The sequence below is a fragment of the Arthrobacter sp. GCM10027362 genome (genome assembly GCF_042679445.1).
Lineage (GTDB): Bacteria > Actinomycetota > Actinomycetes > Actinomycetales > Micrococcaceae > Crystallibacter.
In genome coordinates this window covers 1-24655 of sequence record NZ_JBHTML010000019.1, presented here as the reverse complement: position 1 = coordinate 24655, position 24655 = coordinate 1, and the positions used below count along the sequence as shown (strand labels likewise).

23 protein-coding genes are annotated in these 24655 nt (G+C 69.0%); 18 read left to right on the top strand and 5 right to left on the bottom strand.

What is annotated here, in order from left to right; genetic code table 11:
* Positions 1-12: 12 nt before the first annotated feature.
* A complete protein-coding gene (locus ACFQ36_RS05445) occupies positions 13-669 on the bottom strand; it encodes a class F sortase (protein WP_377011407.1) in 657 nt (218 codons plus the stop codon).
* 112 nt (positions 670-781) lie between these two features.
* Positions 782-1603 carry a DUF4397 domain-containing protein gene (locus ACFQ36_RS05440; protein ID WP_377011405.1) on the bottom strand — a complete coding sequence of 274 codons (822 nt, stop codon included), beginning with the start codon at positions 1601-1603 and terminating at the stop codon, positions 782-784.
* A gap of 169 nt (positions 1604-1772) precedes the next feature.
* On the opposite strand from ACFQ36_RS05440, the gene ACFQ36_RS05435 reads away from it, so the two are divergent.
* Together ACFQ36_RS05435 and ACFQ36_RS05430 are read left to right on the top strand one after the other, a co-directional pair.
* On the top strand, positions 1773-2555 hold the full coding sequence (locus ACFQ36_RS05435; protein ID WP_377011403.1) for a trans-aconitate 2-methyltransferase: 783 nt from the start codon (positions 1773-1775) through the stop codon (positions 2553-2555).
* Complete coding sequence (locus ACFQ36_RS05430; protein WP_377011400.1) at positions 2552-3268, top strand: PIG-L deacetylase family protein; 717 nt, start codon at positions 2552-2554, stop codon at positions 3266-3268. The genes ACFQ36_RS05435 and ACFQ36_RS05430 overlap by 4 nt, the downstream gene beginning before the upstream one ends.
* A 75-nt stretch (positions 3269-3343) precedes the next feature.
* On the opposite strand, the gene ACFQ36_RS05425 is transcribed toward ACFQ36_RS05430, so the two are convergent.
* Positions 3344-3985, bottom strand: a complete 642-nt coding sequence (locus ACFQ36_RS05425) for an MBL fold metallo-hydrolase (protein WP_377011399.1) — start codon at positions 3983-3985, stop codon at positions 3344-3346.
* A gap of 220 nt (positions 3986-4205) precedes the next feature.
* Here ACFQ36_RS05425 and ACFQ36_RS05420 point away from each other — a divergent pair, with 220 nt between their 5' ends.
* From ACFQ36_RS05420 to ACFQ36_RS05345, 16 genes are all read left to right on the top strand, one after another.
* A complete protein-coding gene (locus ACFQ36_RS05420) occupies positions 4206-5957 on the top strand; it encodes an ABC transporter ATP-binding protein (protein ID WP_377011425.1) in 1752 nt (583 codons plus the stop codon).
* Entirely contained in the window at positions 5954-7972 is a 2019-nt protein-coding gene (locus tag ACFQ36_RS05415) for an ABC transporter ATP-binding protein (RefSeq protein ID WP_377011397.1), read from the top strand. Before ACFQ36_RS05420 ends, ACFQ36_RS05415 begins: the two co-directional genes overlap by 4 nt.
* Positions 7962-8345 carry a GntR family transcriptional regulator gene (locus ACFQ36_RS05410; protein WP_377011395.1) on the top strand — a complete coding sequence of 128 codons (384 nt, stop codon included), beginning with the start codon at positions 7962-7964 and terminating at the stop codon, positions 8343-8345. Before ACFQ36_RS05415 ends, ACFQ36_RS05410 begins: the two co-directional genes overlap by 11 nt.
* A 41-nt stretch (positions 8346-8386) precedes the next feature.
* Entirely contained in the window at positions 8387-11284 is a 2898-nt protein-coding gene (uvrA, locus tag ACFQ36_RS05405) for an excinuclease ABC subunit UvrA (protein WP_377011393.1), read from the top strand.
* A gap of 771 nt (positions 11285-12055) precedes the next feature.
* Positions 12056-12790: an HAD hydrolase-like protein gene (locus tag ACFQ36_RS05400; RefSeq protein ID WP_377011391.1), complete on the top strand. Its 735-nt coding sequence runs from the start codon at positions 12056-12058 to the stop codon at positions 12788-12790.
* Positions 12791-12795: 5 nt separating this feature from the next.
* Positions 12796-13464 carry a lysophospholipid acyltransferase family protein gene (locus ACFQ36_RS05395; protein ID WP_377011389.1) on the top strand — a complete coding sequence of 223 codons (669 nt, stop codon included), beginning with the start codon at positions 12796-12798 and terminating at the stop codon, positions 13462-13464.
* A gap of 46 nt (positions 13465-13510) precedes the next feature.
* Positions 13511-15514, top strand: a complete 2004-nt coding sequence (uvrC, locus tag ACFQ36_RS05390) for an excinuclease ABC subunit UvrC (RefSeq protein ID WP_377011387.1) — start codon at positions 13511-13513, stop codon at positions 15512-15514.
* Between the two features lie 67 nt (positions 15515-15581).
* Positions 15582-16481, top strand: a complete 900-nt coding sequence (rapZ, locus tag ACFQ36_RS05385; protein WP_377011385.1) for an RNase adapter RapZ — start codon at positions 15582-15584, stop codon at positions 16479-16481.
* Positions 16481-17530 carry a uridine diphosphate-N-acetylglucosamine-binding protein YvcK gene (yvcK, locus tag ACFQ36_RS05380; protein ID WP_377011383.1) on the top strand — a complete coding sequence of 350 codons (1050 nt, stop codon included), beginning with the start codon at positions 16481-16483 and terminating at the stop codon, positions 17528-17530. The genes rapZ and yvcK overlap by 1 nt, the downstream gene beginning before the upstream one ends.
* A gap of 24 nt (positions 17531-17554) precedes the next feature.
* Entirely contained in the window at positions 17555-18535 is a 981-nt protein-coding gene (gene whiA / locus ACFQ36_RS05375; protein ID WP_377011381.1) for a DNA-binding protein WhiA, read from the top strand.
* 138 nt (positions 18536-18673) lie between these two features.
* Positions 18674-19303 (top strand): superoxide dismutase, encoded by a 630-nt coding sequence (locus ACFQ36_RS05370; RefSeq protein WP_377011379.1) that lies wholly within the window; start codon positions 18674-18676, stop codon positions 19301-19303.
* A 140-nt stretch (positions 19304-19443) separates the two neighbouring features.
* Complete coding sequence (gene gap / locus ACFQ36_RS05365) at positions 19444-20451, top strand: type I glyceraldehyde-3-phosphate dehydrogenase (RefSeq protein ID WP_377011377.1); 1008 nt, start codon at positions 19444-19446, stop codon at positions 20449-20451.
* A gap of 39 nt (positions 20452-20490) precedes the next feature.
* Complete coding sequence (locus ACFQ36_RS05360) at positions 20491-21732, top strand: phosphoglycerate kinase (protein ID WP_377011374.1); 1242 nt, start codon at positions 20491-20493, stop codon at positions 21730-21732.
* Positions 21733-21736: 4 nt separating this feature from the next.
* Positions 21737-22552, top strand: a complete 816-nt coding sequence (gene tpiA, locus ACFQ36_RS05355; protein ID WP_377011372.1) for a triose-phosphate isomerase — start codon at positions 21737-21739, stop codon at positions 22550-22552.
* Between the two features lie 57 nt (positions 22553-22609).
* Positions 22610-22861 (top strand): preprotein translocase subunit SecG, encoded by a 252-nt coding sequence (secG, locus tag ACFQ36_RS05350; protein ID WP_377011370.1) that lies wholly within the window; start codon positions 22610-22612, stop codon positions 22859-22861.
* 127 nt (positions 22862-22988) lie between these two features.
* On the top strand, positions 22989-23369 hold the full coding sequence (locus ACFQ36_RS05345) for an RNA polymerase-binding protein RbpA (protein ID WP_377011368.1): 381 nt from the start codon (positions 22989-22991) through the stop codon (positions 23367-23369).
* A gap of 7 nt (positions 23370-23376) precedes the next feature.
* On the opposite strand, the gene pgl is transcribed toward ACFQ36_RS05345, so the two are convergent.
* Together pgl and ACFQ36_RS05335 are read right to left on the bottom strand one after the other, a co-directional pair.
* The gene (gene pgl, locus ACFQ36_RS05340) at positions 23377-24195 is read right to left on the bottom strand and encodes a 6-phosphogluconolactonase (protein ID WP_377011366.1); all 819 of its coding nucleotides are present in this window, start codon (positions 24193-24195) and stop codon (positions 23377-23379) included.
* Positions 24185-24655: glucose-6-phosphate dehydrogenase assembly protein OpcA (locus ACFQ36_RS05335; RefSeq protein ID WP_377011365.1), on the bottom strand; the 471-nt coding region annotated here is incomplete at its 5' end. The genes pgl and ACFQ36_RS05335, both read right to left, overlap by 11 nt.

Sequence of the window (24655 nt, the reverse complement as noted above, 5' to 3'; positions counted from 1 at the left end):
ACCGGCCCCGGCTCATTCCGGGCGCGCAGTAACTACCACATTGTCGCTGTAGTCCTGCCGGTCGTCCAGCCATTTTCCTCCGCAGGTAACGAGCCTGAGCTGGTGCGGGCCGTCGCGGCGGAAGAGCGCTCTGGTGTCGAACCGGTCCTTGTCCACAAACGCTACGTCCAACACGCGGTACACCAACGGCGGGGCTCCGCGCCGCTGGACCGTGATGGCTGCGCCGCGTCGGACGTGCTGCAGCTGTGAAAACGGAGCAAGGTCGGTCAGCGTGTCCACATGCGCGGCAATGACGGCGGTGCCGTGTTTCGCCCCAGGTGCCGCGCCAAAGCGGTACCAGCCGGCTTGGCCGAAGGAGTCGGGGATCTGCATGGCCTGGTCCGCGCGAACCCCCACCGGCACAATGTCGACGGCGATGGAGGTGCCTTCCACGGTCAGGAACCGGGGCGGGGCAGGAGGCTTTGGTGCCTCCGGCAGCGCCGCCTCGCGGACCGGGGCGGCCGGCCGGGAGGGCAAGGACGCGTGCACGCTGCCGGCCGTGGCGGGGACCGTCCCAACACGTGCGGCGCCCGCGGCGGTGCATCCGGGCAGGACGAGGACGGCAGCCAGGATGCCGAGCAGCACCCGGCGCCGGATCCCAGGCCGGCTGGGTGCCTGGTCGTGTTCCATGCCGTGTTCCTTCGAGTTCCTTAAACCGGTGGGCCCGTCCGGCCCTCGGGGCAGGCCGGACGGGCGGGAACGGCGGCACCGTGATGGGGGAAAACAGTGCCGCCGGGTCGGATTACCGGTTGCGGGCCGCCGCTGCCCGCCGGCGCAGGGCCAGACCGCCGGCTGCGGCCAGCAGGAGTGCCGCGCCGGCCCCGCCGGCAACCAGGGCGCTGTTATCCGCTGCGGCTGCTCCGGAACGGCCGCCCGGTACCGCCTTGGGGTTGGACTGCAGTCCTTCGAGCGTCTGCACCGCTACGTCGAGGTTGCCGCCCTTGAGGCTGCCCCAGGCGTACACGATGGTGTTGCTGCCCTCGGCCACCGGGATGTCCGCCGGCCCGATTACTGCCTTGGTGGTTCCGGCTGCCGCCACCGAGGCAGGCACGGCACCTGGGTCGAGGGTGAGCGTCTTCTCTTCCGGATTGGCCAGATCCTTGATGACGGCAGTGCCGCCGGCCAGCACATCCACCGCGGGGGCCGCCGCGGTGTGGCGCACCGTCAGTTTGCCCTTGCCGGCGGGGATGGCGGACATGTCGTTGGTGAACAGACTCGCCGTCGGCTTGCCGCCGGCATCCAGATGCGCGACGGCGGTGTAGTTGCCCTTGGCCGCCAGCTTCAGGTCGACGGGTCCGAGCACGGCATCGTCCGCGCTCGCAGCGTCCGCGGCCGTGATCGCCACCGAATAGCTGCCGGCCGGCAGCGCCAGCGGCCCGGCCAGGCTGCCCGGCGTGAAATCATCGAGTGTCCGTTCGCCATTGACCCAGACGTCCACGGTCAAATCGGGGACCCCGTGCAGTACCGAAAGTTGGGCATCGTCCTGGGCAGCGTCGGCAGGAGCCGCCAGTCCCATCGAAGCTGCGAATGCTGCCGCCGATACGGCCAGGATGCGGTTGCGCATGTCGATCTCCTTCAAAGGCCCGTCGCCGGGCTGTTGGTACTTACATCCCCTGTTACCGGTCCTGGCCCCGTCCCGGATGCAGCCGCCGGAAAGTTTTTCGGGTGCATGCCGCGGAGCCTCCGGCACCCCACCGCAAGCTCGCGGGGCTCGCGGCGGGTACGCTGGGCCCATGGACTGGGACCCGCAGAAGTATGTGGAATTCTCCGACTACCGCAATGTGCCGTTCTTCGACCTGACCGCCCGGATCACCGGTCCCGAACCCCGCCTGGTGGTGGACCTGGGCTGCGGCCCCGGCAACCTGACGGCCACGCTGGCCCGCCGCTGGCCCGGGGCGCACGTGATCGGCCTGGACTCCTCGGGCGAAATGGTCCGCCAGGCCCGGCGGGCCCGGGGCGAACCCAACCTGGAGTTCATCGAAGGGGACATTGCCGGCTGGACTCCGCCGCGGGGCCTGGACGTGCTGATTTCCAATGCCGCGCTGCACTGGGTGCCCGGCCACCTGGCCATGATGCGCCGCTGGCTGCAGCAGTTGCAGCCGGGCGCCTGGCTGGCGGTCCAGGTGCCGGACAATTTCGATGCACCCTCCCACGCGCTAATGCGCGCGCTCGCAGATTCGCCGCGCTGGTCCGCGCGCCTCGCCGGGGTGCTCCGTCACGACAACACGGTGGGATCCGTGCTGGACTACCTGCGCCTGCTGCTTGAGGAAGGCTGCGAGGCGCAGGCCTGGACCACCATTTACGAGCATGTGCTCCATGACCAGGACCCGGTGCTGGAGTGGGTCCGCGGCGCCGGGCTGAGGCCGGTGCTGGCCGCGCTGGCCGCGGAGGAGGCCCGGGAGTTCGAGGCCGAATTCGCCCGGCTGCTGCGCCAGGCCTATCCGGCCACACCGTACGGCACGGTGTACTCCTTCCGGCGGATTTTCGCCGTCGGATGCAAGAAGGGTCCGGCGTGAGCGGGCTGGAGCCGATGCCTGCGGACTGGGACCGGGTACTGGTTCTGATGGCCCATCCGGACGACCCCGAGTACGGGGCGTCCGCGGCGGTGGCCGAATGGGCGGCGCAGGGCAAGCAGGTCGCCTATGTTCTGGCCACCCGCGGGGAGGCCGGCATCGCCGGGTTGCCCCCGGCCGAGGCCGGCCCGCTCCGGGAAGCCGAGCAGCGTGCCGCCTGTGCGGCGGTGGGCGTGGAGGACCTGACCTTCCTGGACCATCCGGATGGCCGGCTGGAGGAAACCCTGGCCCTGCGCCGGGACCTGGCCCGGGCCATCCGGCGGTACCGCCCGGACGGGCTCATCACGCTGAACCACCGGGAAACCTGGGCGCCGGGCCGTTGGAATTCGCAGGACCATCAGGTCTTCGGCCGCTCCGTGCTCAACGCCGTGGCCGATGCCGCCAACGAGTGGATCTTCCCCGAACTGGGCGACGCCGGCCTGCCGCCACATGCCGGCGTGCGCTGGGCGGCGCTGGTGTCCCCGCAACCCACGCACTTCGTCCCGGTGGGCCGGGAGAGCATGGAAAAGGCGCTGGCCTCCCTGATGGCGCACGAACGCTACCTGGAGGCGCTCAGCCCCCGGCCGGTGCGCGAACAGGCCCGGGACCTGTTGCGGCTGGCCACCGAAGGGGACGACGACGGGGCGCGCGTCGCCTTCGAGTTGTTCCGCTATTAGACGGGAGCGCCCTGGAGTAGGGCTCGCGGGACCTGCCGTGGCGGCGCAGCCGACACTGCGGGAGCGTCCCAATCTTTACCAGCCGCGTTCCTTCCACTCCTGCAGGTGCGGCCGTTCCGCCCCCAGGGTGGTGCCCTTGCCGTGGCCGGGATGGACCACCGTGTCGTCCGGCAGGTAGGCGAAGACCCGCTCGACCACATCGTGGTAGAGCGAGGCGAAACGGGCCGGGTCCTTCCGGGTGTTGCCCAACCCGCCGGGGAACAGCGAGTCCCCGGTGAACAGGTGGGCCGGACCATGGGGATCCCGGTAGAGCAGGGCGACGCTGCCGGGAGTGTGGCCGCGGAGCTTGATCACTTCCAGCTCGAAGCCGTCGAACCAGCGGATCTCCCCGTGGTCCAGCGCGATTTTCGTGGGCACCTCGATGGCGTCGATATCCTCGGTGCCGGCTGCAGTCGGCGCGCCCGTGGCCTGCACCGCCTCGGCGAGCGCCCGGACATGGTCCCAGTGGCTGTGCGTGGTGATGATCAGCTTCACCTGAGCCTTCCCGCCGGGGGCATCTGCGGCGCCCTCGGCCAGCAGCTTCCGGATGGCCGGGAAGTCGTCCGCGGCGTCGATCAGCACCTGATCGCCGGAAGACTTCGAGGTCAGCAGGTACACATTGTTGTCCATCTCGCCGACGGATACGCTGCGGATGGTCAAGTCAGTGGTCTCGATCATGCGCCCCAGTCTAACGGCCGAGGGACCCGCCGCGAGCGGAGCGAGCAAGAGAGCGGCCGGGGGTCCCCGCAGGCGGAGCGTGTGGGGGAGGCCGGGAACGGGGAGTCCGGTGGACGCCAACGGTTGCTGCCTCCGCCCGTGGGCCCCTTGCCACGTGCCGGCAGCGGGCGTAAGTTCGCTATGCCCCCGGCGCCGCCGGGGAAAGACCGACGGAGGAGTGGTGCTTTTCCGGCTCGTGCTGCGCAGCCTGGCGCCCTACCGGGCGCAGGTCGCCGTCGTCGTCGTGCTGCAGTTCCTGCAGACCGCCGCCATGTTGTGCCTGCCGACGTTGAACGCCGGCATCATCGACCGCGGCGTGATCCGCGGGGATACCGGCACCATCCTGCGCCTGGGCGGGTGGATGCTCGCCGTTACGGCCGCCCAAGCGCTTTGCGCGGTGGCCGCCGGCTATCTCGGCGCACGGGTGGCCATGGGCGCGGGACGGGACATCCGCGACAGCCTGTTCGTGAAGGTCCAGCAGCTCTCCGCCCAAGAGGTGGGCGGCTTCGGCACGCCGTCCCTGATCACACGTACGACCAACGACGTGCAGCAGGTACAGCTGGTGGTGCTGATGGCCTTCACCATGATGGTCTCCGCCCCGATCATGGGCATCGGCGCCGTGCTGCTGGCCCTGCACCAGGATGTGCCGCTGTCCGGTCTGCTCCTGCTGGTGCTGCCACTGCTGTTTACCGTGATCGGGCTGGTGGTGCGCCGGCTCGCGCCGCAATTCCGCAAGGCGCAGGCGCAGCTGGACCGGATCAACGCCGTGCTGCGCGAACAGATCATGGGCGTGGCAGTGGTGCGGGCCTTCGGCCGCGAAGAGCACGAAGCCCGGCGCTTCCGGGCGGCGAATGCGGACCTGACCGCCACCGGGCTGCGGGTGGGACAGCTGATCGCGCTGATGTTCCCTGCCGTGATGCTGGTAGTCAACCTGGCCTCGGCCGGGGTGGTCTGGTTCGGCGGCCTGCGCATCGATTCCGGGCAGATGCAGGTCGGCGCCCTGACCGCGTTCATCGCCTACACCATGCAGATCCTGATGGCGGTGATGATCTCGATGTTCATGCTCATGATGGTGCCGCGCGCCGCCGTCTGCGCCGAGCGCATCACCGCGGTGCTGACCGCCCGGACCAGCGTGCTGCAGCGGCCCGGGGCTCCGGAGCTGGCGTACGACGGCGGCAGGCTGGTCTTCGACGACGTCGCCTTTTCCTATCCCGGCGCCGAGGCGCCGGTGCTGTCCGGGATCAGCTTCGCCGCCGAGCCGGGGACGACGACGGCGATCATCGGCCCCACCGGCTGCGGCAAGACGACGCTGCTCTGCCTGGTGCCCCGGCTGCTGGATGCCTCGCACGGCACGATCACGGTGGACGGACAGGACACAGCCGCCGTGACCCTGGACTCGCTGCGCGCCGGAATCGGGCTGGTGCCGCAGCGGGCCACCCTGTTCGCCGGGACCATCGCCTCGAACCTGCGTTTCGGCAACGCCCATGCCACGGACGCGGAGCTCTGGGCCGCCCTGGAGACGGCCCAGGCGGCGGACTTCGTCCGGGCCAGGGACGGGGGACTGGAACACCCGGTGGAACAGGGCGGCGGCAACCTCTCCGGCGGCCAGCGTCAGCGCCTGGCCATCGCCCGTGCGCTGGTGGCCCGGCCGGCCATCTACCTCTTCGATGACAGCTTCTCCGCCCTGGACTTCGCCACCGACGCACGGCTGCGCGCCGCCCTGAAGTCCCCGGACTCGCCCGCGCACGGCACCACGGTGCTGATCGTAGCCCAGCGGGTGGGCAGCATCCTGGATGCTGACCGGATAGTGGTCCTGGACCAGGGCCGGATCGCCGGACAGGGAACCCACCGGGAACTGCTGCGCGGCTGCCCCACCTACCGGGAAATCGCCGCCTCCCAGCTGCCGCCCGAAGACCTGGAGGCAGCGGCATGAGCATGATGCGCGGCGGCTTCCGCGGCATGGCCGGGAACCAGCAGCCGGCCCGGCCGCTGAACTTCGGCCCCAGCCTGCGGCGCATCCTCGCCCTGATGCGACCGGACCGGCCGGCCGCCGCCGCCATGACCGCCGCGGCAGTGCTCTCCGTGGCACTGACGGTGCTGGCCCCGCGCATCCTCGGCGCGGCCACGGACGTCATCTTCACCGGACTAATCTCCCGCAGCATCCCCGCAGGGGTGAGCCAGGCCGAACAGGTCCGGCGGCTGCGCAGCGAGGGCCGGGACCAGCTGGCGGACATGCTCGCGGCCATGCACCTGATTCCGGGCCAGGGCATCGATTTCGACCGGCTGCGGATGATCCTGCTGGCGGCGGCCTGCCTGTACCTGGCCTCCTTCGGCTTCGGCTGGCTCCAGGGCCGGCTCAGCGCCATCGTCGTCCAGCGGGCCATGTTCCGGCTGCGCGAAGCGGTCGAGGCCAAGCTCTCCCGCTTGCCGATGGGCCACTTCCAACGCGAATCCCGCGGGGACGTGCTCAGCCGCGTCACCAACGACATCGACAACCTTTCCCAGACCCTGAGCCAGACCCTGGCCCAGATCATGGTCTCCGTACTGACCATCGGCGGGGTGCTGGCCATGATGGTCACCGTCTCCCCGCTGCTGGCCCTGATCACCATCGTCACGGTGCCGCTCTCCGCCGTCGCCACGCTCCGGATCGCCCGGCGCTCGCAGGCACTGTTCACCGACCAGTGGCGCACCACCGGCCGGCTGAACGGGCACATCGAGGAGATGTTCACCGGACATGACGTGGTCAAGGCCTTCGGCCGGCAGCCGCAGGCCATCGCCGACTTCCGCAGCGCCAACGAACAGCTGTACACGGCGGCCTACCGCGCGCAGTTCGTATCCGGGATGATCATGCCGGCCATGATGCTTATCTCGAACCTGAACTACGTGGCGGTCGCCGTCGTCGGCGGGCTGCAGGTGGCTTCCGGGCAGCTGTCCATCGGCGGCGTGCAGGCCTTCATCCAGTACAGCCGGCAGTTCAGCCAGCCACTGGGCCAGCTGGGCGGCCTGGCCAACATGCTCCAGTCCGGCGTGGCCTCCGCCGAGCGCGTGTTTGCCCTGCTCGACGACGAAGAGGAGAATCCGGACCCGGTCCGGCCTCCTGCGGTTGCCCCGGCCGCGGAGGGGGAACCGCAGCGGATCCGCGGCCGGGTGGCCTTCGAGGACGTCAGCTTCTCCTACGGCCAAGGTTCCGAGGTCATCCACGGGCTGTCCCTGGTGGCCGAACCGGGACAGACCGTCGCGATCGTCGGCCCCACCGGCGCCGGCAAGACGACACTGGTGAACCTGCTGATGCGCTTCTATGAACCGGATGCGGGCCGGATCACCGTGGACGGGGTGGACATCACCGCGATTCCCCGGCGGCAGCTGCGGCGAAACGTGGGCATGGTGCTCCAGGACGCGTGGTTGTTCGGCGGGACCATCCGGGACAACCTCGCCTACGGTGCGCCGGAGGCCACGGAGGAGCAGATCATGGCGGCGGCGCGGGCCACCCAGGTGGACCACTTCGTCCGGGCCCTGCCTGCCGGCTACGACACCGTGCTCGAGGACGGCGGCGGCCGGCTGAGCCAGGGCCAGCGGCAACTGATCACGATTGCCCGGGCATGGCTGGTGGATCCTGCCATCCTGGTGCTGGATGAGGCCACCAGCTCTGTGGACACGCGCACGGAGGTGCAGATCCGGCAGGCCATGGCGGGGCTGCGCCAGGGCCGGACCAGCTTCGTGATCGCGCACCGGTTGTCGACGATCCGCGACGCGGATGTCATTCTGGTGATGCGGGACGGACGGATCGTGGAACGCGGCCGGCACGAAGAACTGCTGGCCGCGGGCGGTTTCTATGCCGGCCTGTACCGGGCGCAGTTCGCGGCCCCGCTGACACTGGAGCAGGCGGGGGACGGCACGGCGGACGGCACAATGGCGGAAAAGGAGCGGGCAGCGGGGCATGGAAGCTGATCAATTCGACTGGCGGCTGAACCGGGACAGTGCCGTGGCGCTCTTCGAGCAGCTGCGGCTGCGGATCATCGAGGCCGCGGACAACGGCGAGCTGCCAGTGGGGACCAAGCTGCCGCCGGTGCGCAAGCTGGCCGAACACCTCGGCGTGGTGCCCAATACCGTGGCCCGCGCGTACCGGGAGCTGGAGACCGCCGGCCGGGTGGATACCCAGGGCCGGGCGGGCACCGTGATCAGTGCGGGGGCGGCCCGCTCCGAGCAGCTGCTGGCCGCGGCCGCGGAGGAATTCGCCCGCGTGGTCCATGCCCAGGGGATCGACACCGCGGTGGCCGTCGCGGCGGTCAAGGCGGCGGTGGACCGCCTGGCCGCTCAGTAGCCGCGGCAAGTTCGAAGGAACCTTCGACTAGACTGGTAGGCGTGCTTACCGCGAGTGAATCAGCAAGTTCCATCCTGAGCCAAGCCGCCAAGCCCGACCTTTCGCGCCTCGTGGTCAAGGGGGCGCGCGAACACAACCTGCGCAACATCGACCTGGACCTGCCGCGCGATTCGATGATCGTCTTCACCGGGCTGTCCGGTTCCGGCAAGTCCTCCCTGGCCTTCGACACCATCTTTGCCGAGGGCCAGCGCCGGTACATCGAATCCCTCTCCTCGTATGCCCGCATGTTCCTGGGCCAGGTGGACAAGCCGGACGTGGACTTCATCGAGGGGCTCTCGCCCGCGGTCTCCATCGACCAGAAGTCCACCAGCAAGAACCCGCGCTCGACGGTCGGCACCATCACCGAAATCTACGACTACCTGCGCCTGCTCTGGGCGCGTGTGGGACGGCCGCACTGCCCGATCTGCGGCGAGCCGGTGGCGCGGCAGACTCCGCAGCTGATCGTGGACCAGCTGCTCGAGCTGCCGGAGGGCACCCGGTTCCAGCTCCTGGCCCCGGTGGTGCGCGGGCGCAAGGGCGAATTCGTGGAACTGTTCCGCGAGCTCTCCACGAAGGGCTACTCCCGTGCCAAGGTGGACGGCAAGCTGGTCCAGCTCTCGGATCCGCCCAAGCTGGGCAAGCAGTTCAAGCACACCATCGAGGTGGTAGTGGACCGGCTGGTGGCCAAGGACGGCATCCGCCAGCGCCTGGCGGACTCGGTGGAGACCGCGCTCGAGCTGGCCGACGGCCGCGTGCTGGCCGACTTCGTGGACCTGGACGAGGCGGAGCCGGGCCGCACCAGGGCCTTCTCCGAGAACCTGGCCTGCCCGAACGAGCATCCGCTGGCCATTGACGAAATCGAGCCGCGGTCCTTCTCCTTCAACAACCCGTTCGGCGCCTGCCCTGCCTGCACCGGCATCGGGAGCAAGCTGGAGGTCGACGAGGAACTGGTGGTGCCCGATCCTTCGCTCAGCCTTGCGGAAGGGGCCATCGCTCCGTGGGCATTGGGCAAGGCCACCTCGGAGTACTGGGCCCGACTGCTGGAAGGGCTCTCGCACGAACTGGGCTTTTCCATGGACACCCCGTTCTCGAAGCTGCCGGCCGCGGTCCGCAAGGCTGTGCTTTACGGCAAGGACTACAAGGTCGTTGTGCAGTACCGCAACCGCTTCGGCAGGGAGCGCAAGTACAGCACGGGCTTCGAGGGCGCCGTGCAGTACATCCACCGTAAGCACCAGGAAACCGAATCCGACAACGCCCGGGACCGCTACGAAGAATACATGCGCGAGGTCCCGTGCCCGGCCTGCAAGGGCGCGCGGCTGAATCCGGCGTCGTTGTCCGTGCTGGTCAACGGCAAGTCCATCGCGGAAGTCTCCGCCCTGCCGCTGCGCGACTGCAGCGATTTCCTGGCCGCGCTGACCCTGACCGGACGCGAGGAGCAGATCGCCCACCAGGTGCTGATCGAGATCCAGGCCCGGTTGAAGTTCCTGCTCGACGTCGGACTGGAGTACCTGAACCTTGAGCGTGCCGCCGGCACGCTCTCCGGCGGCGAGGCCCAGCGCATCAGGCTGGCCACCCAGATCGGCTCGGGCCTGGTGGGCGTGCTGTACGTACTGGACGAGCCCTCCATCGGCCTGCACCAGCGGGACAACCGCCGGTTGATCGAGACCCTGACCCGGCTGCGGGATCTGGGCAACACGCTGATCGTCGTCGAACACGACGAGGACACGATCCATGAAGCGGACTGGATCGTGGACATCGGCCCGGGCGCGGGGGAGCACGGCGGCCAGGTGGTCCATTCGGGCCCGTTGAAGGAACTGCTGGACAACGAGGAATCCCTGACCGGCGACTACCTGGCCGGACGGCGGAAGATCGAGGTCCCGGCAACCCGCCGCAAGGTGGATAAGCAGCGCCAGCTCAAGGTGGTCGCCCCCCGGGAGAATAACCTCAAGGGCATGGATGCGGTCTTCCCGCTGGGGGTGTTCACCGCCGTGACCGGTGTGAGCGGCTCCGGCAAGTCCACGCTGGTGAACGACATCCTGTACAAGGTGCTGGCGAACAAGCTCAACGGCGCCAAGCACGTGGCCGGCCGGCATACGCGGGTGGAGGGCCTGGAGCACCTGGACAAGGTCATCCATGTGGACCAGAGCCCCATCGGGCGCACGCCGCGGTCCAACCCGGCCACCTACACCGGAGTGTTCGACCATATCCGCAAGCTCTTCGCCGAGACCAGCGAGGCGAAGGTCCGCGGCTACCTGCCCGGCCGGTTCTCCTTCAACGTCAAGGGCGGCCGTTGCGAGGCCTGTTCCGGCGACGGCACGCTGAAGATCGAGATGAACTTCCTGCCGGACGTCTACGTTCCGTGCGAGGTGTGCCACGGTGCGCGCTACAACCGGGAAACCCTCGAAGTCCATTACAAGGGCAAGACCATCGCCGATGTGCTGAACATGCCGATCGAGGAGGCGGCCGGGTTCTTCGCCGCGTTCAGCCCGATTGCCCGGCACCTGAACACGCTGGTCGACGTCGGTCTGGGCTATGTGCGCCTCGGCCAGCCCGCCACGACCCTTTCCGGCGGCGAAGCGCAGCGCGTGAAGCTGGCCAGCGAGCTGCAGAAGCGATCCAACGGCCGCAGCGTCTACGTCCTGGACGAGCCCACCACCGGGCTGCACTTCGAGGACATCCGCAAGCTGCTGCTGGTGCTGCAGTCCCTGGTGGACAAGGGCAACACGGTCATTACCATCGAGCACAATCTCGACGTGATCAAGAGCGCCGACTGGATCGTGGACCTCGGACCCGACGGCGGATCCGGCGGCGGCGGGATTATCGCCACCGGGACTCCGGAGCAGGTAGCCAAGTCCGAGGTCAGCCACACCGGAAGGTTCCTGGCGGAGATCCTCGGGTAGCCGGCCGGGGTACGACGGCGGCAGGTGCCGCACTGCAGCGTCCGTGGCAGAAGCATTTTCGAGTTGTTTCTCTATCAATCGAACATGTATTCGGATACAATCGTGCCATGGCAGCGCGGCCGCAGGAACCGGAGTTCCTGGATCGGCCATCCAGCGAGGATGGTGCTGCAGGCCCGTCCCTGCCGGCAGTAACTCCCGACCGGATGCCGACGGAACCGGACCGGGCCGCGCTGCTGCCGCCTGACCGCGGCTCGGACTGGGCGTCCAAGGGCAGGGCATGGGCTGGCTGCGTCCCTGTCCCGATTGATTCCGCCGACCCTGCACCCGATCCCCTGCGCGTCCTGTTGGCCGGCGGCGAGGGTCCGGATGCCGAGGATGACTGGCCCGACGATGGGGCGGGACCTGGAGTCGGAGCCTGGACGCGGGCCCGGCGGACCGGCAGGGACACGGCCCCCTGCCGGCGGAGGTTGCCGCGGGCCTTGCGGCCAGGACCCCTTCATTCGCCCGGCTCCTGACGGATCCGGTGGGCGGTGCTCCTTTGGCCCTGGACCGCACCACGTACCGCCTGACCGCGGCACGGCGCTGCCGGCAGTCCGCCTGCGGGAACCGGCAGCGGTGGGACGGGAGTGCCGGACGGGGGCGGGAAGGCACGGGCTCCGTCGACACGCCGCCGTTCTGACCCGGCGCCTGTTGGCACGCCCGGTCCGGCGCGTGCATGCCCCGGAGGGCATGCGTGCCCGGAATGCCCGGCTGATGTGGAAAAATGCCTTGGTGACTTCCTTTCCGGCCCTGGTACTCTTCGATCTCGACGGCACGCTGGTCGACCCGGCCGGAGCGATCACCGGGGGCATCGGCCGGGCCCTGGCGACGGCCGGACTGCCGGTTCCGCCCCCGGCGGTGCTGGATTCCATGGTAGGCCCGCCCCTGGGAGACTCGCTGCGCAGCCTGGCGGCGGTCCCGGAGGAGCGCGTGGGCGAGGTCATCCGCCTCTACCGCGCGGAGTACCGGCAGTACGGGATGGCCGAGAGCAGGGTCTATCCCGGGATGGAGCTGCTGCTGCAGCGCCTGCGCGGCCAAGGGATACGGTTGGCCGTTGCCACCCAGAAGCCTGCGCCGATCGCCGCGGAGCTGCTGCAGGTGCAGGGGCTTGCGGAGTACTTCGACGACCTGCACGGCGCGGAACTGGATGATCCCGGTGCTACGCCTGCGGACGGGCACGGGAAGATCCCGATTGTCGCCGAGGCCCTGGCGGCCGGAGCCGCAGTTGCCGGCGCGCCGGTGCCGGCGATTATGGTCGGGGACCGGCATTTCGACATGGCGGCCGCCGTCCACCATGGTATTCCGGCGCTCGGCGTGGCCTGGGGTTTTGCCGCCGAAGGCGAGCTGGAAGCCGCCGGGGCCACCGCCGTCGTACGTACAGCACAGGAGCTGGAGGAACAATTGATGCAACGTGCCCTGGTGCAAAGAGCTGCGGGTGTGGCCGCCGGCCAGGACGCGGGGCAGTAGGCACCATGGAGTTTTTCGAAGTCACCCGTGCGCTGTTCCGCGGCGCCATCCGCGCCACCTGCCGGCCCGTGGTCGAGGGCCTGGAGAATTTCCCGAAAGAGGGGCCGGTCATCGTCGCCCCGAACCACCAGTCCTTCCTGGACAGCATCATCGTCCAGGCCCTGATGCCGCGGAGGGTCGCCTTCTTCGCCAAGGCCGAATACTTCACGGGCAAGGGGGTCAAGGGCATGTTCTCGCGCTGGTTCTTCAGCAGCGTGGGCTCGATCCCGGTCGAACGCGGCGAGCAGGCGGCCAGCGTGGCCGCGCTGCAGACCGCCCTGGAGATCCTGGAGCGGAACGAGGCCTTCGGCATCTATCCGGAGGGTACCCGCTCCCGGGACGGGCGCCTGTACCGGGGCCGCACCGGAGTGGGCTGGCTGGCGCTGACCACAGGCGCCCCGGTGCTGCCCGTGGGGCTGATCGGGACCGACAAGCTGCAGCCGGCGGACCGGCTGATGATTACCCCGCGGCAGTTCACCATGAAGGTCGGCGCCCCGCTGTATTTCGATAAAGTTGGAGCAGACCACTCGCTGCCGGCACGCCGGGCGGCCACGGACAAGATCATGGACGCCATCGCCGAACTGACCGGCCAGGAACGGGCCAGCACCTACAACCAGACGAAGTCCAGCGAATAGCAGCGAACATAACCGCGAACACCACAGGAACAGAAGAGCAGCAGCAATGGCGGACCCTTCCAGCTACCGCCCCAGGACCGGCGAAATCCCCACCAATCCCGGCGTCTACCGGTTCCGGGACGAACACAAACGTGTCATCTATGTGGGCAAGGCCAAGAACCTGCGCTCCCGGCTGACCAGCTACTTCGCGGCACCGGAAACGCTGCAGCCGAAGACCCGGGCCATGGTGCACAGCGCCGCCTCGGTGGAATGGACCGTGGTGGGCAGCGAACTGGAGGCCATCCAGCTCGAATATACGTGGATCAAGGAATTCGCGCCGCGGTTCAACATCATGTTCCGGGACGACAAGTCCTACCCCTACCTGGCCGTGACCATGTCCGAGAAATTCCCGCGGGTCCAGGTGATGCGCGGGGAACGGCGCAAGGGCACCAAATACTTTGGCCCGTTCTATCCGGCCAAGGCCATCCGGGAAACGGTCGACACGCTGCTGCGGGTGTTCCCGGTGCGCACCTGCAGCAACGGCGTGTTCAAGCGCGCCGTCGCGACCGGCCGGCCCTGCCTGCTCGGTTACATCGACAAGTGCTCGGCCCCGTGCGTCGGCAGGATTTCCCCGGAGGACCACAAGGCGCTGGCGGCCGAGTTCTGCGCCTTCATGGGCGGGGAAGCCGGACGTTTCATCACCGCGTTGGAACGGAAGATGGCCGCCGCGGTGGCGGAACTGGACTACGAGTCCGCGGCCCGCTACCGGGATGACATCGCGGCACTGAAGCGCGTCTTCGAACGCAATGCCGTGGTGCTCTCCGAGGACACCGACGCCGACGTGTTCGCCATGGCCGAGGACGAACTGGAGGCCGCGGTCCAGGTCTTCCACGTGCGCGGGGGCCGCATCCGCGGCCAGCGCGGCTGGGTGGTGGAGAAGGTCGAGGACCAGACCCGGGCCGACTTCATCGAGCACCTGCTCCAGCAGGTCTACGGCGACGGCGAGGGGCCGGACCGGATTCCGCGCCAGGTGCTGCTGCCGGCCGAGCCGGAGAACGCGGCCGAACTCGAGGAATGGCTGCGCGGGCTGCGTGGCAGCCGGATGGAAATCCGGGTACCCAAGCGCGGGGACAAGGCGGCGCTGCTGGCCACGGTCCAGGAAAACGCCGACCAGGCGCTGGCCTTGCACAAGAGCCGGCGGGCCGGGGACATCACCACCCGCTCGGCCGGGCTGCAGCAGCTGCAGGAGGCGCTGGGGCTGCCCGTGGCCCTGCTGCGGATCGAATGCTATGACATCTCCCACGTGCAGGGCACCAATGTGGTGGCGTCCATGGTGGTGGTCGAGGATGGCCTGCCCAAGAAATCGGATTACCGCCGCTTCTCGATCACCGGCGAGGCGGCCCGGGACGACACCGCATCCATGTACGACGTGATCAGCCGCCGCTTCCGCAACTACCTGGCGGACCAGGCGGCGAAACAGCTGGCGCCGGACGGATCCGGGGGCGCCGGCCGGGAGGAGTCCGGCGCCGGGGTCCTGGCCGACACCACCATGGCCGCCCCGCGGGCCAAGTTCGCCTACCCGCCGAACCTCGTCGTCGTTGACGGCGGACCGCCCCAGGTGGCGGCCGCGTCCCGGGCGCTGGCGGACCTGGGGATCACCGACATCTACGTGGTGGGCCTGGCCAAGCGCTTGGAGGAGGTCTGGCTGCCCGACGACGAATTCCCGGTGATCCTGCCCCGCGCCTCCGAGGGACTGTACCTGCTCCAGCGCATCCGTGACGAGGCGCACCGCTTCGCCATCAGCTACCACCGGCAGAAGCGCGGCAAGTCCATGACCGTCTCCATCCTGGACGAGATCCAAGGGCTGGGACCGGCCAAGAGCAAGGCGCTGCTGAAACACTTCGGTTCGGCCAAGCGGCTGAAGGCCGCCGGGGTGGAGGAACTGGTGCAGGTGCCCGGCATCGGACCGGCCCTGGCCGCCTCCATCCGGCGCCAGCTCGACACCGCCGCAGGACAGGATACGGCCGTGCCTGCGGTGAACATGACCACCGGTGAAATCATCGATTCCTAGCAAACTTGGTTAGGCTTGAGTCCGGTGCAGTCAGCTGCATGGGAACGGAACGGAACGGGAAGGCTCAATGTCAGAAGACGAGGATTTCACGCCCATTAAGCCGGCTGAATCCGAATTGCTGGTGGTCACCGGGATGTCGGGTGCGGGGCGGACCACTGCCGCCCACGCCCTGGAGGACCACGGCTGGTATGTGGTGGACAACCTGCCGCCGCAGATGCTGGGCACGCTGGCCGAGCTGGTGGCCCGGATGCCCGATTCGCTGCCGCGGATGGCGGTGGTGATCGACGTGCGCAGCCAGGCGCTCTTCCGCGACATCCAGGACGCCATGCAGCAGTTGGCCGCCAGCGCCGTGAACCACCGCGTGCTGTTCCTGGACGCCTCCGACGAGGTGCTGGTGCGGCGCTTCGAGCAGGGCCGCCGGCCGCACCCGCTGCAGGGCGGCGGCCGGATCTCGGACGGCATCCGGGCCGAACGCCGGCTGCTGGCGCGCCTGAAGGACACCGCGGACCTGGTGCTGGATACCTCCGACATGAATGTCCATACGCTGGCCACCAATATCACCGAGTTGTTCTCCGACGACGGCCCGATCATCCTGCGCCTGAACGTGATGAGCTTTGGCTTCAAGTATGGCCTGCCGGTGGACGCCAACTATGTGGCGGACGTCAGGTTCATCCCCAACCCGCACTGGGTCCCGGCGCTGCGTCCGCACACCGGCCTGGAAAAGCAGGTCAGCGATTTCGTGCTGGTCGAATCCGGGGCCGAGGAGTTCATCAAGCGCTACGTCTACGCCCTGGAGCCGGTACTCGAAGGCTACCGGCAGGAAAACAAGCACTACGCCACCATCGCCGTCGGCTGTACCGGAGGCAAGCACCGCTCGGTGGCCGTGGCGGAAGAACTCGCCAAGCGCCTGGCCCAGCTGCCACGGGTTAAGGTCACGGTGACCCACCGCGACCTGGGACGCGAGTAATGGCGCTGCTGACCGGTTCGCTGCCGCGGATTCCGCTGCCCCAGACCGCCGCCGGGACCGGCAGGTTCAAGGAGCCGCCGTCGGTGGTGGCCTTGGGCGGGGGCCACGGGCTGTCTGCTTCGCTGGCTGCGCTGCGGCTGCTGACCTTGGACCTGACCGCGGTGGTCACGGTGGCCGACGACGGCGGTTCCTCCGGCCGGCTGCGGCGGGAGTTGGGCGTGCTGCCGCCGGGAGACCTGCGGATGGCGCTGGCCGCGCTGTGCGACGACACCGAGTGGGGGCGCACCTGGCGGGACGTGATGCAGCACCGGTTCAAGTCGGCAGAGCACACCGAGGCCAGCCTGGACAACCACGCGGTCGGGAACCTGCTGATCGTCACGCTCTGGGAGCTGCTGGGAAATCCGGTGGCCGGGCTGCAGTGGGCCGGTGCCCTGCTCGGCGCCCGCGGTCAGGTGCTGCCGATGGCCACCGTACCCCTGACGATCGAAGGGGACGTGCTCACGGAAACCGCCGAGGGCCGGCTGGCCACCGTGACCATCACCGGTCAGTCCAAGCTGGCGGTGGCCGGCAAGGACTGCCGCGTCAACGACGTCCGGCTGATTCCGGCGGACGCTCCGGCCTGCGGCGAGGCGCTGGAGGCGATCGAGCTGGCGGACTGGGTGGTCCTCGGGCCCGGCTCCTGGTATACCTCGGTGCTGCCGCACCTGATGCTGCCGCAGCTGCGCGACGCGCTCTGCCGGACCACGGCGCGGCGCGTGCTGACTATGAACCTGGCCACTGACACCAAGGAGACCTCCGGGATGACCGCGGCCGACCACCTGGCGGTGCTGCGGCGGTACGCCCCCGAAATGCGCTTCGACTACGTCCTGGCAGATCCGGGAGCCGTCGAGGACCGGGCCCGCTTCGAACAGGAAGCCGGACGGCTGGGGGCGCAGGTGGTGTTCGGTAGAGTGGGTACCTTGGGCGGGGGACCCGTCCATGACCCGCTGCGGCTGGCCGCGGCCTACCACGACATCTTCGTGGGCAGCCAAGGGTCGGCAAACGAATGAGCACTGAGCAGTAAGGACCGGTTGATGGCGCTGACGGCAGCAGTCAAGGATGAGCTTTCCCGCCTGGAGATCAGGAAGTCCTCGGTACGGAAGGCGGAGGTTTCCGCGATGCTCCGCTTCGCCGGCGGACTGCACATTATTTCCGGACGCATCGTCATCGAGGCGGAAGTGGACCTGACTGCGACGGCGCGCCGGCTGCGCACCGCCATTGCCGAAGTCTACGGGCACAACAGCGAAATCATCGTGGTTTCCGGCGGCGGCCTGCGCCGCGGCAACCGCTATGTGGTGCGTGTGGTGCGCGACGGCGAATCCCTGGCCCGGCAGACCGGCCTGCTGGATGCCCGCGGACGGCCCGTGCGCGGGCTGCCCTCGGTGGTGGTCAACGGCTCCGCCGCCGACGCCGAGGCGGTCTGGCGCGGTGCGTTCCTGGCCCACGGCTCGCTTACCGAGCCGGGCCGGTCCTCCTCGCTGGAGGTGACCTGCCCGGGCCCGGAGGCTGCGCTGGCGCTCGTGGGCGCGGCCCGCCGGCTCGGAATCACCGCCAAGGCCCGCGAAGTCCGCGGCGTGGACCGGGTGGTGATCCGCGACGGGGACACCATTGCCGCGCTGCTGACCCGGATGGGCGCCCACGATGCACTGATGGTCTGGGAAGAGCGCCGCATGCGCAAGGAGGTGCGAGCCACTGCGAACCGGCTGGCGAATTTCGACGACGCCAACCTGCGCCGCTCTGCCCAGGCCGCCGTCGCCGCCGGGGCGCGCGTGGAGCGCGCCTTGGAAATCCTGGGCGAGGACGTACCGGACCATCTGCGCTATGCGGGCGAACTGCGGGTGGCCCACAAGCAGGCCAGCCTGGACGAGCTGGGCCGGCTGGCGGAACCACCCATGACCAAGGACGCCATTGCCGGCCGCATCCGGCGCCTGTTGGCGATGGCGGACAAACGCGCGGCCGAGCTGGGCATCCCGGGCACCGAGGCCAGCGTGACACCCGACATGCTGGATGGGTGAAAGATCCCTAGGATGGGACTTACCCGGGTCTGGCCCGGGTTGGGCCGTTTACGGCCAGTGGCAAGCTTCCGGGCGGAACCGCCGCCCGGATGGTCAATCCGAAGGCCGCTTCGGCGGCCGGAATCTACGGAGGGTTTCGTGACGAAGTACGAACTGCCTGATCTGCCTTACGATTACGCGGCTTTGGAGCCGCACATCTCCGCCCGCATCATGGAGCTGCACCACGACAAGCACCACGCCGCCTACGTGACCGGGGCCAACGCGGCCTTGGAGAAGATGGCCGAGGCCCGTGACGGCGGCGACGCCGCCGCGGCCGCCAAGCTGTCCAAGGACCTGCAGTTCAACCTGGGCGGCCATATCAACCACTCCATCTTCTGGAACAACATGTCCCCGGACGGCGGCGACAAGCCCACCGGCGAGCTGGCCGCGGCCATCGACGAGTTCTTCGGCTCCTTCGACAGCTTCCGCGGCCACTTCACCGGGGCTGCCACCACCATCCAGGGCTCCGGCTGGGCGATCCTGGCCTACGAGCCGATCGGCGGAAACCTGGTCATCGAGCAGATGTACGACCAGCAGAACGGCGTGCCGGTGGCCACCACCCCGCTGCTGCAGCTGGACATGTGGGAGCACGCCTTCTACCTCGACTACCAGAACGTCAAGGCCGACTACGTCAAGGCGTTCTGGAACATCGTGAACTGGGCCGATGTCGCCGCCCGCTTCGACGCAGCCCGCTCCGGGGCCGCCTCGCTGATCACCGTGGGCAAGTAGTTAGCGCCCTCTTCTTCGGTCCGCTTTGGGCCTAAGATGTTGGCTGGGAGGCACCCCGCGGGGCCCGCGCGGTGCGCGGGGTGCCCCCGGCCGGCAAAGTCCGACACAAGCTATCCGCCTACCCAAGGAGATAGATTCAAGTGACTATTCGTGTTGGCATCAACGGCTTCGGGCGGATTGGGCGGAACTTCTTCCGCGCCGCACTGGCCCAGGAAGCGGATCTGGACATTGTTGCCGTCAACGACCTGACGGACGCCCGGACCCTGGCCCACCTGCTCAAATTCGACAGCGTCATGGGGCGCCTGGCCGAAAGCGTCGAAACCAAGGATGGGAACATCGTTGTCGCCGGCGCCGCGGTGCAGGTGCTTGCCGAGCGCGATCCGGCCCAGCTGCCGTGGAAGAAGCTCGGCGTGGACATCGTGATCGAGTCCACCGGATTCTTTACCAAGGCCGCGGACGCCCGGAAGCACCTCGACGCCGGCGCGAAGAAGGTGCTGATCTCCGCCCCGGCCAAGGACGAGGACATCACCATCGTGATGGGCGTCAACGACGACCGGTACGATCCGAAGTCCCACCACATCATCTCCAACGCCTCCTGCACCACCAACTGCCTGGCGCCGCTGGCCAAGGTGCTCAACGACAAGTTCGGCATCGAGCGCGGCCTGATGACCACCGTGCACGCCTACACCGCGGACCAGAACCTGCAGGACGGCCCGCACCGCGACCTGCGCCGGGCCCGCGCCGCCGCGCTGAGCATCATTCCGACTACCACCGGGGCGGCCAAGGCCATCGGGCTGGTGCTGCCGGAACTGCAGGGCAAGCTGGACGGCTACGCGCTGCGCGTGCCCGTGCCTACCGGCTCGATCACCGACCTGACCGCCACGGTCGGCCGTCCGGTGAGCGTCGAGTCGGTCAATGAGGCTTACCGTACCGCTGCCGCCCAGGAGCACTGGGCCGGCATCCTGGCCTACAGCGAGGACCCGCTGGTCTCCGCCGACATTGTGACCGACCCCGCCTCGTGCACGTTCGATTCCGGCTTGACCAAAGTCACGGGCAACGAGGTTAAGGTCATGGCGTGGTATGACAATGAATGGGGATATTCCAACCGCCTGGTGGACCTCGCCGAATTGGTAGCAACGAAGCTTTAAACAGGCTTGAACCAGCCACACTCCCGGCATAAGGAAGATATGACTGCACACGCTCTCGATGAACTGCTGGCCGATGGCGTCCGCGGACGCCATGTCCTGGTCCGCTCGGATCTGAATGTACCGCTGGACGGGGAAGTCCCGTCCCTGAAAGTGGCCGACGACGGGCGGATCCGGGCCTCGCTGCCGGTCATCCGCAAGCTCGCCGAGGCGGGTGCACGCGTCCTGGTGATGGCGCACCTGGGCCGCCCGAAGGGCGCTCCGGAGGAAAAGTACTCCCTGCGCCCGGCCTACGAGCGGCTCAAGGAACTGGCGACGTTCACCGTGAAGTTCGCCGACGACACCGTCGGGGAGAGCGCCCGGACGCTGGCCGCCGGCCTCGCCGACGGCGAAGTGCTGGTGCTGGAGAACGTGCGCTTCGATCCGCGCGAGACCAGCAAGGACGACGCCGAACGCGGGGCGTTCGCTGCAGAGCTGGCGGCACTGACCGGGGAGAACGGCGCGTACGTGGACGATGCCTTCGGCGCCGTGCACCGCAAGCACGCGAGCGTGTTCGACATCGCGGCCAAGCTGCCCTCCTACCAGGGGGACCTGGTCCGCACCGAGGTCGAGGTGCTGAACCGGCTGACCGATGTGCCGCAGCGGCCCTACGTGGTGGTCCTGGGCGGGTCCAAGGTCTCGGACAAGCTGGCAGTGATCGAGAACCTGATGGGCAAGGCCGACTACATCCTGGTCGGCGGCGGCATGGTGTTCACCTTCCTGGCCGCCCAGGGCTACAAGGTCGGCTCCAGCCTGTTGGAAGGGGATCAGCTGGATACCGTCCGCGGCTACCTCGCCCGGGCCAAGGAAGCCGGCTGCAGTTTCCTGCTGCCCACCGACATCGTGGTGGCCGAAAAGTTCGCCGCCAATGCGGCGCACGAGGTAGTGCCCGCAAATGACATGGAATCCTCCAGCTTCGGCTCCGCCGGTATCGGCCTGGACATCGGACCGGCCTCGCAGGAGCTCTTTGCCCAGCAGATCCACTCGGCCAACACCGTGTTCTGGAACGGGCCGATGGGCGTCTTCGAGTTCGAAGCGTTCGCCGACGGCACCCGTGCCGTGGCCAAGGCGCTCACCGGCAGCGAGGGGTTCACCGTCGTCGGCGGCGGCGACTCCGCCGCCGCGGTGCGCGCCCTCGGCTTTGACGACACCGCCTTCGGGCACATTTCCACCGGCGGCGGTGCCAGCCTCGAGTACCTCGAGGGCAAGGCGCTGCCCGGACTGACCGCGCTGGATCGGAGCTGACCGCATGACTATGTCCACCAACGGCAAGTTCGACCGCACTCCGCTGATCGCCGGCAACTGGAAGATGAACATGGACCATGTCCAGGCCATCACCCTGCTGCAGAAGCTGGCCTGGACCCTCAGCGACGCCCGCCACGACTTCAGCCGGGTGGAGGTGGCCGTCTTCCCGCCGTTCACCGACCTGCGCGGGATCCAGACCCTGGTCCAGGGTGACGACCTGAAGGTGGCCTACGGCGGCCAGGACCTCTCCGAGCACGACTCCGGCGCCTACACCGGGGACATCTCCGGCCAGTTCCTGTCGCGGCTGGGCTGCCGCTACGTGATTGTGGGCCACTCGGAACGGCGGACGATCCACGGCGAGACGGACCAGCTGCTCAACGCCAAGGTCAAGGCCGCCTACCGGCACGGCCTGGTGCCGGTGCTCTGCGTCGGTGAAGGGCTCGAGGTCCGCCAGGCGGGCAACCACGTGGGGCACACGCTGGCGCAGGTCCGCGCGGACCTGGCGGGCCTGCCCGCCGAGCAGGCCGCGCGGCTGGTGGTTGCCTACGAGCCGGTCTGGGCGATCGGCACCGGCGAGGTGGCCGGCCCCGCCGACGCTCAGGAAATGTGCGCCGCGATCCGGGCCGAAACCGCGGACCTGTACGACGACGGCGTGGCCGCCGGCGTACGCCTGCTCTACGGGGGGTCGGTCAAGGCCTCCAACGCGGCGGCGATCCTGAACGAGCGTGACGTGGACGGCGTCCTGGTGGGCGGCGCCAGCCTGGACGTGGCCGAATTTGCTAACATTGTCAGGTTTGAACACCACCTGCTGTCCAAATAATTCCGGTCCCCGGAGGGCAGCGGGCCACCCGGGGACATTCTTGCGTGAAAGGCCGACGTGGACGCTCTGAAGATCGCCCTGCAAATCCTGCTGGGCATCACCAGCCTGCTGCTGACCCTGCTGATCCTGCTGCATAAGGGGCGCGGCGGCGGCATGTCCGACATGTTCGGCGGCGGCATGAGCTCCAGCCTCGGCTCCTCCGGCGTCGCCGAGCGCAACCTGAACCGGTTCACCGTCATCCTGGGGCTGACCTGGGGTGCGGTCATCGTGGCCCTCGGGGTGATCCTGCGCTTCAGCGGCGAGTCCTGATCCACACGTTTCACCGGCCGGCGGTGGTTCCTTCGGGAACCGCCGCCGGCCGTTTTTCGTGGTGGCCCGGGACCGGGGCAGCTAAGCTGGTGTCCGGCAGGACGTAGGTTTATCAACGGAGATGAACATGGCTAATGCATCAAATCCATTCCGGGGCATCCGTATCGGCTCGGCGTCCGGCGCCGGCCTGGCCGGCTGGCAAGCCGAAACCGGCCGGTCCCCGGTGGACGTCCATAAGCTGCCGGTCACCTACCGGTGTCCCCAGGGGCATGAAACCACTCCTGTCTTCGCGGATCTGGCGGAGGAGGAAATCCCTGAGTACTGGGACTGCCCGCGCTGCGGCCGGACCGGTACCCGGCGCCCGGAGGCCGTGTTCGGCGACAGCCGGACCGAGCCGTACAAGAGCCATCTGGACTATGCCAAGGAACGCCGCTCTCCGGCTGAAGCCGAGGAGGTCCTGGCCCGGGCGCTGGGCGAGCTGCGCCGCAGCAGGGGGGAAGCCACGTAGGCGGCCCTCAACCCTGGAGGTCCAGGGCTTCGCCGTCCAGCAGGGACCGCGGCACCTCGGCAGCGGCCTGCTGGTCCAGCAGCCAGAGCGTCTTTTCCTGCCCGCGGACCCCGGCGGCGGGGACTTGGACGGGGGACGCGCCGGCCAGGGCCAGGCCCACGGCTCCGGCCTTGTCCTTGCCCCCGGCGACCAGCCAGACCTCCGCAGCCGAATTGATGGCATCGAGCGTCAGCGAGATGCGCTCCGGCGGCGGCTTGGGGGAGTCGTGCACCCCCACCACCGTGCGTCCGGATTCACGGATGCCGGCCATCTCCGGGAAAAGGGAGGCGATGTGGGCGTCCGGCCCGATGCCCAGCAGCAGCACGTCGAAGCGTGGTACCTGCAGCCCGTCGGCCCCGCGGCTGCCGACCGCCGGGCCCTCCACCGCCGCGGCCTGCCGCAGTTCCTCGGCGTAGGCCAGGGCCGCTTCGTCGACCCCGGCGTACTCTCCGGCCGCGCCGAAGGTATGGACGCGCGCCGGATCAAGATCCAGCCGGTCCAGCAGTGCTTCGCGGGCCTGGCGTTCGTTCCGGTCCGGGCTGTCCCGCGCCACGTACCGCTCGTCGCCCCACCAGAAGTTCACCCGGGACCAGTCCACGGTGCCCAGGCCCTCCGTCCCGGCCACGGCGGCCAGGGTGGCGATGCCCAGCGTGCCGCCGGTGAGCACTACCGTCGCCTCGACGCGCTCGGCCTGGACGGCCGCGAGCCTGGCGACCAGGCGCCCGGCGGCCGCCGCCGCCAGGGCGGCGGGGTCGGCATGGATGCTAACTTCCGGTTCAGCGCTCACTGCGGCGCACACTCCTCAGGTTGGTCTGTGGCAGGCCCTCGGTAATGACCTCGCCAAATACTTCGTCCGGGTCCAGCCGGCGCAGTTCCTCGGCCAGGCACTCGGCCAGGCTGCGGCGGGGCAGCGTGATCCGCTGCAGCGGCTGTCCGGGCAGGATGAGTTCGGCCACGGTCTGGCCGGGACGCAGGATACGCACGTCCCCGGCGGGGCGCACCAGGCGCACGCCGCGGATGCCGGTGCCGGCCGCTTCCTCGATGATGGTCACCGGGGCTTTCAGGGCCAGCGTCAGCCAGGCGGCCAGCAGGACGGTGCTGGGGGAGTCCGCGGCACCTTCCACCGCCACCGACACCACCGGGGAATAGTCCACCTGGTCCAGCGCGGCCGCCAGCTGGATGCGCCAGTTGGTGAGCCTGGTCCAGGCCAGGTCGGTATCCCCGGCGGCGTAGACCTTCGAGAGCTT